General features: G+C 49.0%; 19 protein-coding genes. 4 read left to right on the plus strand and 15 right to left on the minus strand.

The features are described 5' to 3' along the window. Positions 1–83: 83 nt before the first annotated feature. The 6 genes from ybgF to tolQ form a co-directional block, all read right to left on the minus strand. Positions 84–803: a tol-pal system protein YbgF gene (ybgF, locus tag AOC32_RS01455; protein WP_234409769.1), complete on the minus strand. Its 720-nt coding sequence runs from the start codon at positions 801–803 to the stop codon at positions 84–86. A gap of 12 nt (positions 804–815) precedes the next feature. Continuing rightward, positions 816–1,325: a peptidoglycan-associated lipoprotein Pal gene (gene pal, locus AOC32_RS01460; RefSeq protein WP_108507797.1), complete on the minus strand. Its 510-nt coding sequence runs from the start codon at positions 1,323–1,325 to the stop codon at positions 816–818. Positions 1,326–1,418: 93 nt separating this feature from the next. Continuing rightward, positions 1,419–2,717 (minus strand): Tol-Pal system beta propeller repeat protein TolB, encoded by a 1,299-nt coding sequence (gene tolB / locus AOC32_RS01465; RefSeq protein ID WP_199908509.1) that lies wholly within the window; start codon positions 2,715–2,717, stop codon positions 1,419–1,421. Between the two features lie 35 nt (positions 2,718–2,752). Continuing rightward, entirely contained in the window at positions 2,753–3,529 is a 777-nt protein-coding gene (gene tolA / locus AOC32_RS01470) for a cell envelope integrity protein TolA (RefSeq protein WP_108507799.1), read from the minus strand. A 12-nt stretch (positions 3,530–3,541) separates the two neighbouring features. Next, positions 3,542–3,964 (minus strand): protein TolR, encoded by a 423-nt coding sequence (tolR, locus tag AOC32_RS01475; RefSeq protein WP_108507800.1) that lies wholly within the window; start codon positions 3,962–3,964, stop codon positions 3,542–3,544. Positions 3,965–3,969: 5 nt separating this feature from the next. Then, positions 3,970–4,644, minus strand: coding sequence for a protein TolQ (tolQ, locus tag AOC32_RS01480; RefSeq protein WP_108507801.1), 675 nt, complete (start codon positions 4,642–4,644; stop codon positions 3,970–3,972). A 104-nt stretch (positions 4,645–4,748) separates the two neighbouring features. Here tolQ and glyA point away from each other — a divergent pair, with 104 nt between their 5' ends. Beyond that, complete coding sequence (gene glyA / locus AOC32_RS01485) at positions 4,749–5,996, plus strand: serine hydroxymethyltransferase (protein ID WP_108507802.1); 1,248 nt, start codon at positions 4,749–4,751, stop codon at positions 5,994–5,996. A 5-nt stretch (positions 5,997–6,001) separates the two neighbouring features. After that, a complete protein-coding gene (nrdR, locus tag AOC32_RS01490) occupies positions 6,002–6,448 on the plus strand; it encodes a transcriptional regulator NrdR (protein ID WP_108507803.1) in 447 nt (148 codons plus the stop codon). 5 nt (positions 6,449–6,453) lie between these two features. Here nrdR and adk read toward each other — a convergent pair whose 3' ends face one another. The 6 genes from adk to AOC32_RS01520 form a co-directional block, all read right to left on the minus strand. Continuing rightward, positions 6,454–7,116 carry an adenylate kinase gene (adk, locus tag AOC32_RS01495; protein WP_108507804.1) on the minus strand — a complete coding sequence of 221 codons (663 nt, stop codon included), beginning with the start codon at positions 7,114–7,116 and terminating at the stop codon, positions 6,454–6,456. 94 nt (positions 7,117–7,210) lie between these two features. Next, on the minus strand, positions 7,211–7,939 hold the full coding sequence (gene kdsB / locus AOC32_RS01500; RefSeq protein ID WP_108507805.1) for a 3-deoxy-manno-octulosonate cytidylyltransferase: 729 nt from the start codon (positions 7,937–7,939) through the stop codon (positions 7,211–7,213). Between the two features lie 9 nt (positions 7,940–7,948). Further along, a complete protein-coding gene (locus tag AOC32_RS01505) occupies positions 7,949–8,140 on the minus strand; it encodes a Trm112 family protein (protein WP_108509287.1) in 192 nt (63 codons plus the stop codon). Between the two features lie 53 nt (positions 8,141–8,193). Further along, on the minus strand, positions 8,194–9,309 hold the full coding sequence (lpxK, locus tag AOC32_RS01510) for a tetraacyldisaccharide 4'-kinase (RefSeq protein ID WP_108507806.1): 1,116 nt from the start codon (positions 9,307–9,309) through the stop codon (positions 8,194–8,196). Continuing rightward, positions 9,309–9,773 (minus strand): ExbD/TolR family protein, encoded by a 465-nt coding sequence (locus tag AOC32_RS01515; RefSeq protein WP_108507807.1) that lies wholly within the window; start codon positions 9,771–9,773, stop codon positions 9,309–9,311. The genes lpxK and AOC32_RS01515 overlap by 1 nt, the downstream gene beginning before the upstream one ends. Continuing rightward, positions 9,770–10,441, minus strand: a complete 672-nt coding sequence (locus tag AOC32_RS01520; protein ID WP_234409770.1) for a MotA/TolQ/ExbB proton channel family protein — start codon at positions 10,439–10,441, stop codon at positions 9,770–9,772. The genes AOC32_RS01515 and AOC32_RS01520 overlap by 4 nt, the downstream gene beginning before the upstream one ends. A gap of 352 nt (positions 10,442–10,793) precedes the next feature. On the opposite strand from AOC32_RS01520, the gene xseA reads away from it, so the two are divergent. Next, positions 10,794–11,993, plus strand: coding sequence for an exodeoxyribonuclease VII large subunit (xseA, locus tag AOC32_RS01525; protein ID WP_108507809.1), 1,200 nt, complete (start codon positions 10,794–10,796; stop codon positions 11,991–11,993). A 228-nt stretch (positions 11,994–12,221) separates the two neighbouring features. On the opposite strand, the gene AOC32_RS01530 is transcribed toward xseA, so the two are convergent. The 3 genes from AOC32_RS01530 to murB form a co-directional block, all read right to left on the minus strand. Continuing rightward, a complete protein-coding gene (locus AOC32_RS01530; RefSeq protein ID WP_159074875.1) occupies positions 12,222–12,695 on the minus strand; it encodes a helix-turn-helix domain-containing protein in 474 nt (157 codons plus the stop codon). Beyond that, on the minus strand, positions 12,683–12,970 hold the full coding sequence (locus AOC32_RS09920; RefSeq protein WP_108507811.1) for a type II toxin-antitoxin system HigB family toxin: 288 nt from the start codon (positions 12,968–12,970) through the stop codon (positions 12,683–12,685). The genes AOC32_RS01530 and AOC32_RS09920 overlap by 13 nt, the downstream gene beginning before the upstream one ends. Before the next feature lie 68 nt (positions 12,971–13,038). Then, a complete protein-coding gene (gene murB / locus AOC32_RS01540) occupies positions 13,039–14,067 on the minus strand; it encodes a UDP-N-acetylmuramate dehydrogenase (RefSeq protein ID WP_108507812.1) in 1,029 nt (342 codons plus the stop codon). Positions 14,068–14,158: 91 nt separating this feature from the next. On the opposite strand from murB, the gene AOC32_RS01545 reads away from it, so the two are divergent. Further along, the gene (locus tag AOC32_RS01545) at positions 14,159–14,644 is read left to right on the plus strand and encodes a YajQ family cyclic di-GMP-binding protein (RefSeq protein ID WP_108507813.1); all 486 of its coding nucleotides are present in this window, start codon (positions 14,159–14,161) and stop codon (positions 14,642–14,644) included. Positions 14,645–14,646 lie beyond the last annotated feature (2 nt).

Below are 14,646 nucleotides of genomic sequence, written 5' to 3' on the forward strand. Positions count from 1 at the left end.
GGGCTATTGGGAGTGCGTGCCTGTGACGGATTAAACGAATGCTTAAAAGCAGAAAAGTCCAAAATTAGAAATCCAGGATCTACTTACTTGATGTTAGCAACAATTGGCTTTGCTTCTTTGGCAGCCTCAGAGTCTGGATACTTGGTGATTAGATCGCTCAGAACCTTTTTGGCGACCGCTTTCTTACCAGACTCAAGATTGGCATTACCAAGGGTTAACATCGCCGCAGGCACTCGCTGATGGCCTGGGAAACGAGTGATTAGTGTTTGCAATTGATTGATGGAGCCGTTGTAATCTTTAAGAGCGTATTTGGTATTGCCAGACCAAAAGAGTGCAAGGGGTAAATAAGGGCTAGATGGGTATTTCCGGATAAACGCATTGAGATCGGTATCGGCTTTTTTAAGCTGATTGTTCTGAAACGCATTGAGCGCTTCTTCATACGCTGCTCGCTCACCGGGTTGGACCACACCAGTCACACCTTCAACCTCTACGGTTTGGGGTTCAAATCGAGTTAGTCGACTGTCTAAATCTTGATAGTAGGTTTTTTGATTCTTGGTGAGATCTTCCGTTTGCTTTTGCAAGGTCTCGATTTGGCCGCGTAGTTGAGCGTTTTCTGTACGTAGTTTTTCGATCTGATTTTGTAGGTCCAAAATAGCGCCTTGCGAGGCCTGAACCGACTTGCGCATTTCTAGAATGGCTTTGCGAGCCTCGTCATCCGAGAAGATCGCCCACGCATTACTCGAAAGTAATGCGCCTAATGTCAGCGTAAGAGCAGTTCGAGTAAAGCAGGAGATAGCAGTCAATCGAGAGTACTCTTATTTAGTGATGTAAATAATGTCAGCGCGACGGTTTTCAGCCCACGCAGCTTCAGTATTACCTTCTGCTTTGGGCTTTTCTTTTCCAAGACTCACGGCTTCCATTTGACTATCGGGTACGCCCAGTGCTGCGAGTGCTTTACGAACTGCATCGGAGCGCCGTTGACCGAGAGCGAGGTTGTATTCAGCAGTACCACGATCATCCGTATTACCCTGAATCATGATCTTTTGTTGGGGGTTTTGCTTTAAGAAAGCAGCTCCAGCTTGCAGCATATTTTGATATTGGGGTTTGATGGTGTATTCATCAAAGTCAAAATAGATACTGCGCTGAAAGAGGGGGCTCTTAGGATCATTCCAAGGCTGAGAAGCAATATTGCTACTTTTGGCTTCTTGGGTTTTCATGGTACTGACATCATCTAACTTCACTCCCGATGAGCAGGCACTGAGTAGGCCGACGCCTCCCAAAATGCTGGTCAGTACAAAGCGACGCTGGGGTGATGTAGTTTTCATGCGCTCTCCCTCGAATAAATTGATGGTGTTCGTAAACCGATGGACTGCAAACTAATTCGTATTATGCCTTGGATCATGGAGCACTAAAACGAATTAACGATCCATGAATGGCCCCCACGATGGTTGGCGCACATCCGATCCTGGAACACTCAAAATTTGTTTGACATAGCCATCGACCGAAACCGCTGCTAGTACTTTTTTACCCCCGACTTGGGTTGAGTACAGAATATAGCGACCGTTGGCTGCAAAACTTGGGGATTCGTCAAAGCTAGTATCGGTCATGGGTGTGCTATCACCCGTGAGGAGATTCATTAGAAAGAGCTTGTAACCACCGCCTGCGCCACCGATATACGCTAAATACTTGCCATCGGGAGAGATGCGTGCTGAGGTTGCATAGGGTTGCTTAAAGGTGATTCTTCTGGCTGGTTCGCCGCGCTCCCCATCGGCACTCATCCGATAAATTTGTGGGTTGCCACCACGATCGCTCGTGAAATAAATAAATTTACCGTCTGGAGAAAACTGCGGTTCAGTATCAATCGTATTGCCTTGGGTGAGGCGTCGCAGATTACTACCATCGGCATTGACTCGATAGATTTGCGTATTACCATCTTTAGAAAGCGAGATCGCTAAGCTCTTGCCGTCAGGGGCCCAGGATGGGGCGCTGTTGTTGCCGCGCTCATTGGAGAGAACAATGCGACGGCCGGTCGCCAGCTCATGCACATAAACGATGGGCTTACGATCCTCAAAGGATACATACGCAATCTTTTGACCATCGGGTGACCACGCTACTGAAATGATGGGCTCACTGCTATTCAGTGCGTTGCGCATGTTTTGACCATCGGCGTCCGAGATCACTAAGCGATAGCGCTTACCTTCTTTCATGACATATGACAGACGGGTGGAGAATACGCCACGCTCACCCAAGAGTTTGAAGATGATGTCGTCCGAAATTTTGTGGGCCGCAAGGCGCAAGTTATCCTCGCTTGCCGACACGATCAAACCGTTGAGGCTCTCACCTTTACGAATGTCATACAAGCGGTAACGAACCTCATACTGCCCAGGGGATTTTTGGGTGACCGAGCCAACGGCTAGGGCATCGGCTCCGCGCGCCGCCCACGTTTTGAAGTCGGGAACCACTTGATCGTCCTCAACACCGTTACCAAGCTCAATATTTCGGAAGTAGCCGCTGCGTGTGAGATTTTGACGAATCACATCAGAAATCTTGACCGGTAATTTGTCTTCGTCTTTAAATCGGGCAACCGCAATCGGATAGAGGGTTTGACCAACACCTTTGATCTCGATGTTCATTTGAGCATTCACGGGAGAAATGAACAGTCCCATGAAAATAGTTAGTGCTAGCAGGGAGGCAATACGAATGCGCTGAAATGTCATGGACATTATTCTAGACGCTAGCCATGAACCCTGAACTAATCCTTTGGTTTAAAGGTTAATTTGATTTGACGCATGGGAATTTTGCCGTTTTGGTCCCGCGGCAGGCTCTCGGCACGATCAATCGCAATTAAGACCGCACGATCCCAGGCTGGATCGGTGCTGGGCGATGTAACAGTCCGTTTCAAAATCATGCCATCGGGAGCGAGATCAACCAACACCACCACCGTTGGATTACCACTCGTAGACTCCGCATTAAAGACGATGAGGGGTTTAATCTTCTTGCGGACCCGATCGGCGTAGCCGGGCGGGGCATTACCACCTGCACCCACGCCATCACCCACTTTGCCACCGCTACCGCCCTCGGCACCTGCAGCTGCTTTGAGACGGGCCAATTGATCTAGGCGTGCTTTCTCCGCCGCGGCAGCTGCTTTTTTAGCGGCCGCATCTTCTTTGGGATCCACCTTTTTCTCGGGTGGCTTGGTTTCTGCTTTCTTCTCCGGCTTGGGCTCAGGTTTTCTGACCACCTCTTTGGGCGGCTCAGGCGGCGGTTTGGTTTTCTTAATGACGATCTCAGCCGCTTCGGGCTTGATATCTATTTTGGGGGTAGGCGTCACACTTGGGGGTGGAACGCTTGCATCCCAGAGCTCGACCTCAACACCTGCAGGGCTAGAACTCGTTTTCCAATGAATCCCCAGAGTCAGCAGAGCAATCAGAAAAAGATGTGCCCCTAAGGAGAGCGCAAACGCCTTGGTAGTGCCTGGTTCGCGATCCGCATGAAACTGCCACGAGGAATTAAGGGTCGCGCTACTCATGCTGACTCATCATTACTGACCACGTACAGCCAATCCCACCCGCTTGACGCCATTTTCTTTTAAGCGTGACATCACATCCATCACCACTTCGTATTTGATGGATTTATCGGCTGCAAGTACCACCGGTTGCTCAGCAGATTTCTCAGCTTGAGAGCGCCCAAAGGCACCGAGCTCTAATTTAGTAATGGTCTGTGCACTCTCACCCTCTTTACGAATCGTAATGGCCTCATCAGCACCAATCGTAATAAAGACCGGGGGCAGGGCTTGTACCTTGGCGCCACCGACGGTGGGAAGATTGACTACTCCGGGGTTAACGAGCGGTGCGGTCACCATAAAGATGACCAAGAGCACCAACATCACATCGATGTAGGGCACTACATTAATGTCCGCAATCGCTTTCCGACGAGAGGAGCGAAAGGATGAGCGGCTAGCCATGATAATTAGAGGCGAGCGCCTTGACGTTGCAAAATGTTGGTGAACTCTTCGATAAAGGATTCAAAATGAATCGAGAGGCGATCAATATCGGTGGAGTAGCGGTTATACGCCACGACTGCAGGGATGGCTGCAAATAAACCAATCGCAGTGGCTACCAGGGCCTCTGCAATCCCTGGGGCCACAGAGGCAAGAGTAGCTTGTTGCACATTGGCCAAGCCTCGAAAGGCGTGCATGATGCCCCAAACTGTTCCGAGGAGTCCAATATAGGGTGAGACCGAGCCAACGGATGCTAGAAATGGCAAATTGGCCTCTAAACGATCCATCTCGCGCTGATAGGCGGCTTTCATGGCGCGCCGTGCCGCATCGATTTCTTTGGCTTTTAAAAACTCTTGCATCCCGGCAGCAAAGATGCGTTCTAAGACTGCCGCGTTGGCTTGGTTGCCGGCACTACTCATTTTGCGCTGAGCAGCCTCAAATAAGGTTTGTAAGTCGCCGCCCGCCCAAAAGTCACACTCAAAGCGCTCGGTTTCGCGTTGCGCAGCACGTAGGGTCGAGCCCTTACGAAAAATGATGGTCCACGAGGCTACAGAGAGGCTCAAGAGCAACACCATCACTGCTTGGACCAAGATGCTGGCATTGAGAACCAGGGTCAGAATAGAAAGGTCTTGAGTAGGGTTCATAAGGACTTTGTATTATGGAGGGTAATTTTAGCCAATCCGCACTGGATTGCCGAAGTTTAATTGTCGTATTTTGTTATTGCTTTGTGATTAATTAGGAAGCCACTATGTTTGATCGTCAACACACTTTAGCGCAGATTGACCCTGAGTTATGGGCCAGTATCCAAAACGAGAACCGTCGTCAAGAGGAGCATATTGAGCTCATCGCCTCTGAAAACTACACCTCACCCGCGGTGATGGCCGCTCAGGGCTCGCAGTTGACCAATAAATACGCAGAAGGTTATCCGGGTAAGCGCTATTACGGCGGTTGTGAGTTTGTGGATGTGGCTGAGCAATTGGCGATCGATCGGGTCAAAAAATTGTTTGGAGCTGATGCTGCGAATGTGCAACCCCATTGTGGTGCATCGGCCAATCAGGCCGTTTTCTTGGCCTTTCTAAAGCCTGGCGATACGTTTATGGGCATGAGTCTCGCTGAAGGTGGCCATCTGTCCCACGGCATGACACTCAATATGAGTGGTAAATGGTTTAACGCCATCTCCTATGGCCTCGATCAAAACGAAGCGATTGACTATGAGCAAATGGAGAGCTTAGCGCGTGAAAAGAAACCCAAACTCATCATTGCTGGTGCATCCGCTTACTCCTTGCAAATTGATTTTGAGCGCTTTGCAAAAGTGGCTAAAGAGATCGGTGCTATTTTTATGGTCGACATGGCGCACTACGCAGGCTTGATCGCGGCAGGTGTGTATCCCAATCCAGTGCCCTATGCCGACGTGGTGACCTCCACTACGCACAAGAGTTTGCGTGGCCCACGCGGTGGCATCATTCTCATGAAGGCTGAGCATGAGAAAGCGATTAACTCGGCAGTATTCCCCGGCATGCAAGGCGGACCGCTGATGCATGTGATTGCGGCAAAGGCGGTGGCTTTTAAAGAAGCGCTGGAGCCCAGCTTTAAGGACTATCAAAAGCAGGTGATTGCTAATGCGCAAGCCTTAGCGAATTCGTTGATTGAGCGGGGTCTACGGATTGTTTCGGGTAAAACCGAGTCACATGTCATGCTCGTCGATCTGCGTGCCAAGAAAATTACCGGTAAGGAAGCCGAAGCTGCATTAGGCGCTGCTCACATTACCGTGAACAAAAATGCAATTCCGAACGATCCTGAGAAACCGATGGTAACGAGTGGAATACGCCTAGGCTCACCCGCCATGACCACGCGTGGCTTTAAAGAGGCCGAAGCCAAGCAAGTGGGGCAACTGATTGCCGATGTGCTCGATCATCCGAATGATGCCAATCATTTAGCGAAGGTGCGTGAGCAAGTGAATGCGCTCACCAAACGATTCCCTGTTTACGGAAATTAAGCTTCATGCGCTGCCCGTTTTGCCATAGTGACGATACCCAGGTGATGGATACCCGGGTATCGGACGAGGGCGATTCGGTCAGGCGTCGCAGGCGCTGCGCATCGTGCGATAAGCGCTTTACCACGTATGAGCGGGCCGAGCTGAGTCTGCCTGCGATTGTGAAAAAAAATGGCAGTCGCGTGGAGTACAGCCATGAAAAATTAGTGAGCTCGATCCGCTTAGCGTTACGTAAACGCCCGGTTTCCTCGGATGCAGTCGATGATGCGATCGGACGCATCGAAGAAAAATTGATGGCCTCCGGTGAAAAAGAAATCCCCAGTGAGCGCGTTGGTGAACTAGTAATGCGTGAGCTCAAACGCTTAGATAAAGTCGCCTACATCCGCTTTGCATCGGTCTATCGCAGCTTTGCCGATCTTGAGTCGTTTGAGAGTGCTCTCAAAGAGCTAAAGTAAAAAATTTACTGTAGCGCTGCGAAAATTGCTTTGGTGATGTCGTCCACCGAACCTGTGCCAGACACCTTCCGATACGCCGGTGCCTTCACTCCAACACTTGCTGGCTCGCTAGCCCACTTTGAATAGTAGTCCACGAGAGGGCGTGTTTGATCGGTGTAGACCTGCAAACGCTTACGCACGGTTGCCTCTTGATCGTCATCACGTTGAATGAGGGGCTCACCCGTCACATCATCTTTGCCATCTACTTTTGGGGGATTAAATTTGATGTGATACGAGCGACCCGAAGCAGGGTGCACGCGGCGACCACTCATGCGCTCAATAATGGCATCAAAGGGCACATCAATCTCAAGCACGTAGTCAATGGGCACCGCCGCATCTTTCATGGCTTGCGCTTGTGGAATGGTTCGTGGAAAGCCATCAAAGAGGTAGCCTTTGTGGCAATCGGGTTGGGTTAAGCGATCTTTAACTAAGCCAATGATGATGTCGTCAGAAACCAAGCCACCCGCATCCATAATTTTCTTGGCGGCGATTCCGAGAGGAGTGCCCGCCTTGACTGCAGCGCGCAGCATATCGCCAGTGGAGATTTGCGGAATCCCAAATTTTTCACAAATAAATTGGGCTTGCGTTCCCTTGCCCGCACCTGGAGCACCTAGCAAAATTAAGCGCATGTCATCCCCTGTCTTGTTCTTTCATTCCCTATAGTCTAATTGATTGCACCGACTTAGGGCAGATTTATTGGGGCCCGCTTCTTAGCGAAATCCCTTAAAAGAATTTACGCACGCGCTCCAGATCTTCGGGGGTGTCCACACCGGCTGGTGGTAGTTCAGAGGCAAGGTGTACTGCGATACGGTAGCCATGCCAGAGTACACGTAATTGCTCCAAAGACTCAGCAATCTCTAATGGGGATGTTACAAGTTGCGCATATTGTTTTAGAAAACCCACGCGGTACGCATAAATGCCAATGTGGCGATAGTACGTAGGTGACGATTGGGTGCGATCGTAGGGTATGGCTGCTCTCGAGAAATACAAGGCTTCGTGCTGTTGATTAAGAACCACTTTGACCGCATTCGGATTGGTAATTTCCTCGGCACTCTGAATAGCCACGGCTGCTGTGCTCATCACGCATTCGGAGTTTGCTGCTAATGTATCAGCGACTTGATTGATGAGCTCCACTGGTATTAAAGGCTCATCGCCTTGCACATTCACGATCAGGGCTTCGTCATCTAAGCCTAGGCGAGAGGCAACCTCCGCAATCCGATCGGTGCCACTCGGGTGATCTTTACGGGTCATGATGACGGTTAAGCCCGCCGCTTGGCAGGCTGATTCGATTTCAATGGTATCGGTAGCAACTAAAATTTGTTTTGCTTTGGATTGCGCGGCGCGCTCAGCAACGCGCACCACCATTGGTTTACCCCCAAGATCGGCGAGCGCTTTGCGCTCAAGGCGGGAGGAGGCCAAACGCGCCGGGATGACAACAGTAAAGACGGTCATCGCAAGCAATTATTTAGAGAGCGCAGCGGCTTCTTCGGGGCTGAGACTTCTCGCTTCGTCAACGAGCATGACCGGAATGTCGTCACGAATCGGGTAGGCCAGTTTATCGACTTTGCAAATGAGCTCGAGCTTATCCTCATCCAAATGGAGCGAGCTCTTACAAATCGGGCAAACCACAATATCGAGTAGATTTCTATTCATCATCGGAGGGCCTCAATCATCACTATGTGCTCATCATAGCCCAAGACCTGGGATTATTTGAGATAGGGATTGGGTCGCGTAATCACCTCTTGCATCCAATCACTAAACACAGGTGGGATCTCTAAACGCATCGGAACCACCCAGATACGAGAATCCTCAATTCCAGCGCATTTGACCGCATCTTTTTCGGTGATTAGGATGAGATCTACAGGAAGTGATTTGAGATCATTGTGCTGAACCGGTGCGTGATCGGGCAAGGCTAGAGTTTGATCAATATGCACTCCCAATTTAGTGAGTGCATCAAAAAACTTTTTTGGATTACCAATCGCTGCAAGTGCGCCTACTTTTAATCCAACCAAGCGACTGAGCATTTGCGTAAAGCTGATTGGCTCATTGGGCCGATGTAGGGGATACGCGCTATCGATCTTCGGACTCAAGTGTAGTTCGCGAGAACTAGGAAAAGGCTCGCTCTGGGCAGGAGATTCCCCAATGGTGATGGTTGCATCGCGCTCACGCTTAGCACTCTCGCGCAGTGGCCCAGCGGGCAAGAGTCTGCCATTGCCATCCCCGCGCTCATCCTCAACGACCAATTCCAGATCACGCCCACCTTCGCGTGCAGGCCAGCGGACTAAGGCCGCATGCTGCAAACCATCGTCACTAATGATCACATTGATCTGCGGATCGGACTGTAAAAGCGCATCAATGCAGGCTTTGCGTTTGCGATAGACCCAAATTGGCACGCTGTCATGAATGCGTTGCGCCATCAGCACGGGTTCATCGCCAACTTGATTGGGCTTACTGGCACGATTAACACGTGTGGGTTGCGTGAGTGATGAACGAGTATTGGGTTGATAGCCACGGCTAATCACGCCAGGTTTAAAGCCTCGTTCGATCAATTCATTAGCAAGCGCAATCACGAGTGGCGTCTTACCTGTGCCCCCCACCCGAATATTGCCCACGATGATGATCGGCACTGGCGCAGCGCGATAGATCCCCAGAGTATGCAATAGGCCAGAGTCCACGATCAACTGCTTGATCCAAACCACGAGGCCATAGAGCCATGCCAAGGGCAGCAAAACAAGACTGATGAAGCGATCGATAAGTGCGCGAATGGGCGATTGAGAGAAAGAAGATTTTTCCCAAAAGCGCGGCGAAGTTTTGAAGAGCATTATTTTTTCGCTTGACTACTAAAGGCGATGTTCGGTAGACCTGCATCGCGAGCGAGTTCCAGTACGGTCATCACAGCTTGATGCGGAGCGCGAGCATCGGCATCAATGCTAACCCGTAGGTTTTGCTCAGGAGCAGTGTTCATTTGCTTGAGTGCGCTCCCCAGTTGAGCGCGATTCATGACCTTACCATTAAGTGCAAAGCGGCCATCGCTACTCACCGCAATATTGATCTCACGCGCTGAGTCGACCGTCTCTAACCCAGAGGCGGTTGGCAGGGTAATCGCAATTTCTTGGAACTTGGTAAACGTGGTGGAAATCATCAAAAAGATCAGGATGACCAAGAGGACGTCAATAAATGCGATTAGATTGATTTCAGGTTCGGCATAGGAGAACGAGCGGGATGAGCGACCCAAATGTATGCCAAAGCGAGAGGAGCTTTTGTGCGAAGTGTCGAGCCAGCTCATGAGGATGATGAAGCCGATTGTGGATACAACTTCTTAAACAACTGCCGGGTGCATTCCTCGCATTCACGCTGGCGTTGATCGGCCACTGCTCGTAAGATCCGCCATCCAGCCAGTGCCGGGATTGCGATTAAGAGGCCAAACGCGGTGTTGTAGAGCGCAATCGAGATGCCATGCGCCAATTGCTGAGGATTAGTCGCGCCAACGCTTGCAGCATTGACCGCACTACCAATCGTTCCACCTTGACTACCAAAGATCTCAATCATGCCCACCACAGTGCCAAAGAGGCCCAGCAGTGGGGCAACGGTGGCGATCGTGGCGAGCGCTCCTAAATAGCGATCTAATTTGGTCCAAAGGTTTTGGGCGAGGATTTGCAGCTCCTCAATGGCAACCTCGGCCGAGTGCCCCAAGGCATGCTCACGTAAGACCCCAGCTAATAGTCCGCCAATCGGGGAGGAGCTTGTGAGGTGATTGATGAAGTTCGGATCCTTGGCCAAGGTCGAGGTGGCAGCAAAGGCCTCTTCAATCGACTCTTTACGAACAATGTGGGTTTTACGCAAATACCAGCTGCGTTCGAGCAAAATGGCTAAGCCCAGGATGGATATGGCAAGGAGGGGCCAGATCGGCCAGCCCGCAGCGATTAAGATGGAATACATGAACGGTATTTTCATGCAAATTCAGAAAAGCCCAAAAAAGCGGGTAACCCTATTCCATCCAGCAAACCAGTTTCATCAAACGATGGGCTTTCATGCCACCTTGTGGATAACTCTGTGCAAAACTTTGTGCAAATACCGCTCTAAGTCCTTGATGGGTGGTGTAAGTCCTTGATTTATGCTTGAAGATCAGTCCATTCAAACGATAAAAATATGATTTTAAATCAATTACTTACATTTTCACTGTTGGATGAATACGACATCCATAAAGAGCGAGTATTCACTAACTTTATGACTTTTCCTGTCAGTCAAGCCTTGTGGATATGTCGCGACCCGCAAGCCCATATAGTTACAGGAAGGTGACGCTTTGATGACGGAAAAATCAAGGCCGATCCTAAGCGTTGGCGATCTAAACCGCGCCATTGCTGAGTCTTTGACCGAACAGTTTGAGTTTGTCATGGTTAGCGGGGAGGTTTCGAACTTCAAAGCTTATGACAGCGGGCACTGGTATTTCTCGCTAAAAGACGAAGAAGGCCAGATTCGCTGTGTGATGTTTCGGGGAAAAAATCTGCAAGTCGGATTTATGCCCCAATCTGGGGATCAAGTCGAGGTCAGTGCCTCGGTTAGCATGTATGTGCCTCGTGGTGATGTTCAGCTCACGATCCATGCTTTGCGTAAAGCAGGCCTAGGCGGTCTTTATGAAGCTTTTCTAAAACTCAAAGAGAAGTTAGCCAAAGCCGGCTTATTTGACGAAGAGCGTAAACGCGCAATTCCATCTCATCCCAAGGCAATTGCGATTGTGACCTCAACGCAAGCCGCAGCCTTGAAAGATGTGCTCACCACCTTAGCGCGTCGTGCGCCACATATTCCGATCTTTATCTATCCAACTCTAGTGCAGGGTGCGGATGCACCTCCTGGGATCATCAAAGCCATTCAGAAGGCTAATGATGATTGTTTGGTAGAGGTGATTCTCCTCGTGCGGGGCGGGGGCAGCATTGAAGATCTATGGGCATTTAATGACGAGCAGCTGGCGCACACCATTGCCAACTCGGACATACCAATCATCAGTGGCGTGGGGCACGAAACGGATTTCACGATTGCTGATTTTGTAGCGGACCTGCGAGCGCCTACACCAACCGGTGCCGCTGAATTAGCCACCCCAAAACGAGAGCAACTTTTACAAGAGCTGAAGAGCTATCAAGAGACGATTGCTCAGCGTCTGGAGCAGCGTCTCGAGCGCGAAGCCCAAACACTTGATCAAATTAGTCTGAGACTCAAGCACGCTTTACCAAACCCGGAGCGCATGCGCGAGCAAATTGAGCAATGGCAGCAACGTTTGTCTCAAGGTGTACGCGTGTATCTAGAGAGCCTGAAACGCAATCAGGCACATTGGCTTACTCAGCTTGAAACCCTCAATCCGCAACGCACGCTCGAGCGGGGTTACGCAGTGATTTTGGATGAGAATCAAAAGGCCGCAAGGCAACCCAGTGATATTCGAGAGGATGAGCGGTATCAGCTTTGGCTTGCAGAAGGCAAGATGCAAGTTGCCTTTAAAAAAATAGATAGCTAATTCTTATCCTCTTGGGTTGGAGCGCACACCCTTGATTCTTCCAATATGGAGTCTGCCAAATTAAAGAGAACTTTAATTTGAAAGTTGCGTATTAAAGTTTTCTTTAATATGGACTTCAATCAAAATTAGGAATCTGCCAAAAGCTAGTCTCTTATTCATCTTTTGGGGAATAATGGCGAAGAAATGGCATTTGTCGGCTCAAGATTTTAAGAAGATGCAGATTTATCTCTAAACCTTCACCTTTTGTTTGCTCGCCACTCTTATTGATATCGCAGATTTTTTGATGGGCTGCTCAATCAAAATATTAGGCGAAATGCCGAAGCGCTTCGAAATCGCTTTAACTTGACGAAGGTTTAGTTTTCTCGCTCCAGATAGAAGCTGGGATATAACGCTTTGGTTGCCAATTTCAGGTAGATCCGACTGTCGAAGCCCGTGTTGATCCATCAAAAACTTAAGAATTTCTTGAGGTTTAGCTTGATCGATTGGGAAATGTTCTCTTTCATACGAGCGAATCAATTCACATACGATCTCAAAAAGATTAAGTAACGAATGCTTTTTTGAGCAGCCAATCGCATCCGATAGATGGTCGGCGAGCAATACCATTCGCTCATAGTCTTTTCGGTTATGAATGGGAGAAAGGGCAACAGTTTTGCTAAGTTGCTGCCAGGCATTTTCTAATTCGAGCATGTTCATTTCTTCCACCGTCCCTTATCGTAAATGGCATGGGTAAGAATCTGCTTAATGTAACAAATTTGTTTTGAAAAACTTATAAAAGTTATTAATCGATATCGATTTCCACAAATATCAAAAACAATTAAATCTTCGACTTTATCCATCGTTCCAAATACAGACTTTAGTTGAGAATAATTGTCGAATGACTGGGATTCAATAATTCTTCTCCAACTTTGTAGGGGTTTAAGGGCATCTGGGTGGTTTGCTGAAAACTCAATGATTCGTTTATTGGAAATGACGCGCATTACCCATTTTATTGCAAAATGCAATAAAAAGAAAGACGAATATTTAACCCCTGAAAAAAAGAATCGGATTAATTAAAAAAGATTGGTTCAGGAATCAGGTCGACTCCGAAGGTTTCTTTCACCCTTTTCTGAATTTGTCCTGCAAGCCCAAGTAGTTCCCCTACATTCCCACCACCCCGATGGGTGAGGACCAAGGCTTGTTTGTCATGAACTCCCACATTACCCGTTTGCATCCCTTTAAAGCCACACTGGTCGATGAGCCATCCAGCGGCAAGCTTGCTATGGGTGGTTGATTCTGGATAACTCACAATCTGTGGAAATTGGGCTTTTAAGGATCGTAATTGTTGATTGGAAATTACAGGATTTTGAAAAAAACTACCCACATTACCAATCACCTTGGGATCCGGTAACTTTTGAGTGCGGATGGCACACACTGCATCAAAGACTTCTTGAGCAGCAATGGTCTCGATTGCGCGATTGTCAAAATGGTTGGCAAGATCGGCGTATGACACACGTGGTTGCCATACCTTGGGAAGATCAAAAATCACCGCTGTGATCACAAAGCGATTTGGTTCATCTTTAAAAATACTGTGCCGATACGAAAATTGGCAATCCGTTTTTGATAGACTGACCCACTGATTGGTTTGGCAATCGTAGGCCTCCACCGCATCGATGTACTCTTTGACTTCAACTCCATAGGCGCCAATATTTTGGATGGGCGCTGCGCCAACCGTGCCTGGAATCAAAGCAAGGTTTTCGAGACCCCGATAGTTCTGATCTAAAGTCCAGCGAACGAAGTCATGCCAGTTCGCTCCGGCTCCTACCCGCAACCTTGTCTTCGCAGCGTGATTCTCAAGAACCTCGATGAAATCGATATCCATCAGCAGGGTGAGCCCGTGCAATCGGGCAGGCAAAACGACGTTACTGCCCCCTCCAAGAATGCGATGGGGCAGCCCCGCATTTTTGGCCCAGGTAATCGCTTGGGGGATTTGCTCAGCCTGGGTAATCGGCAAAGCCCACTGCGCAATTACCTCAAAGCCTAAGGTATTTCGCTCTCGTAATGGGTAATTGGCCAGTGGCTTGCAATCCGAGTTCATGCCACAATCTTATTCGGGTTTTGCATGAAGAACGAAATTGGTCTAAAAATAGCAAAACCGTCATGATTACAACATTCGTTTGGAGAGGTAAATGCCATCATTTGATACTGTGTGCGAACCTAATGTCGTAGAGCTCAAAAATGCCGTCGAGCAAGCTAATAAAGAAATTACGAACCGCTTTGACTTTAAAGGCTCTGACGCGCGGGTTGAGCAAAAAGATACTGAACTGATTTTGTTTGCTGATGACGACTTCAAGTTGGGGCAAGTGCGCGATGTACTTTTTAGCAAAATGGCCAAACGCAATGTGGACGTACGATTTTTAAAAGATGACAAGACCGAGACGATGTCAGGCGACAAGCGTAAGCAAACCATGAAACTCATAAAAGGCATCGAGCAAGAGCTTGCTAAAAAGATCGTACGCATTATCAAAGACAGCAAAATTAAAGTGCAAGCGAGTATTCAGGGCGATGCGGTGCGCGTGACGGGGGCCAAGCGCGATGATTTGCAAACCGCAATGGCCTTGCTCCGAAAAGAAGCGAGCGAAGCCCCGTTGGCGTTTAACAATTTTCGTGATTAGCT

This window comes from Polynucleobacter acidiphobus, from assembly GCF_003065385.1.
Lineage (GTDB): Bacteria > Pseudomonadota > Gammaproteobacteria > Burkholderiales > Burkholderiaceae > Polynucleobacter > Polynucleobacter acidiphobus.

Coding starts and splice junctions, on each gene's coding strand:
- glyA (WP_108507802.1), top strand. CDS start 4,749: ATGTTTGATCGTCAACACACTTTAGCGCAGATTGACCCTGAGTTATGG.
- AOC32_RS01515 (WP_108507807.1), bottom strand. CDS start 9,773: ATGAGCTGGCTCGACACTTCGCACAAAAGCTCCTCTCGCTTTGGCATA.
- lpxK (WP_108507806.1), bottom strand. CDS start 9,309: ATGCTCTTCAAAACTTCGCCGCGCTTTTGGGAAAAATCTTCTTTCTCT.
- pal (WP_108507797.1), bottom strand. CDS start 1,325: ATGAAAACTACATCACCCCAGCGTCGCTTTGTACTGACCAGCATTTTG.
- kdsB (WP_108507805.1), bottom strand. CDS start 7,939: ATGACCGTCTTTACTGTTGTCATCCCGGCGCGTTTGGCCTCCTCCCGC.
- AOC32_RS09920 (WP_108507811.1), bottom strand. CDS start 12,970: ATGCGCGTCATTTCCAATAAACGAATCATTGAGTTTTCAGCAAACCAC.
- murB (WP_108507812.1), bottom strand. CDS start 14,067: ATGAACTCGGATTGCAAGCCACTGGCCAATTACCCATTACGAGAGCGA.
- AOC32_RS01505 (WP_108509287.1), bottom strand. CDS start 8,140: ATGAATAGAAATCTACTCGATATTGTGGTTTGCCCGATTTGTAAGAGC.
- tolQ (WP_108507801.1), bottom strand. CDS start 4,644: ATGAACCCTACTCAAGACCTTTCTATTCTGACCCTGGTTCTCAATGCC.
- tolA (WP_108507799.1), bottom strand. CDS start 3,529: ATGAGTAGCGCGACCCTTAATTCCTCGTGGCAGTTTCATGCGGATCGC.
- adk (WP_108507804.1), bottom strand. CDS start 7,116: ATGCGCTTAATTTTGCTAGGTGCTCCAGGTGCGGGCAAGGGAACGCAA.
- xseA (WP_108507809.1), top strand. CDS start 10,794: ATGACGGAAAAATCAAGGCCGATCCTAAGCGTTGGCGATCTAAACCGC.
- tolR (WP_108507800.1), bottom strand. CDS start 3,964: ATGGCTAGCCGCTCATCCTTTCGCTCCTCTCGTCGGAAAGCGATTGCG.
- AOC32_RS01520 (WP_234409770.1), bottom strand. CDS start 10,441: ATGAAAATACCGTTCATGTATTCCATCTTAATCGCTGCGGGCTGGCCG.
- nrdR (WP_108507803.1), top strand. CDS start 6,002: ATGCGCTGCCCGTTTTGCCATAGTGACGATACCCAGGTGATGGATACC.
- AOC32_RS01545 (WP_108507813.1), top strand. CDS start 14,159: ATGCCATCATTTGATACTGTGTGCGAACCTAATGTCGTAGAGCTCAAA.
- tolB (WP_199908509.1), bottom strand. CDS start 2,717: ATGACATTTCAGCGCATTCGTATTGCCTCCCTGCTAGCACTAACTATT.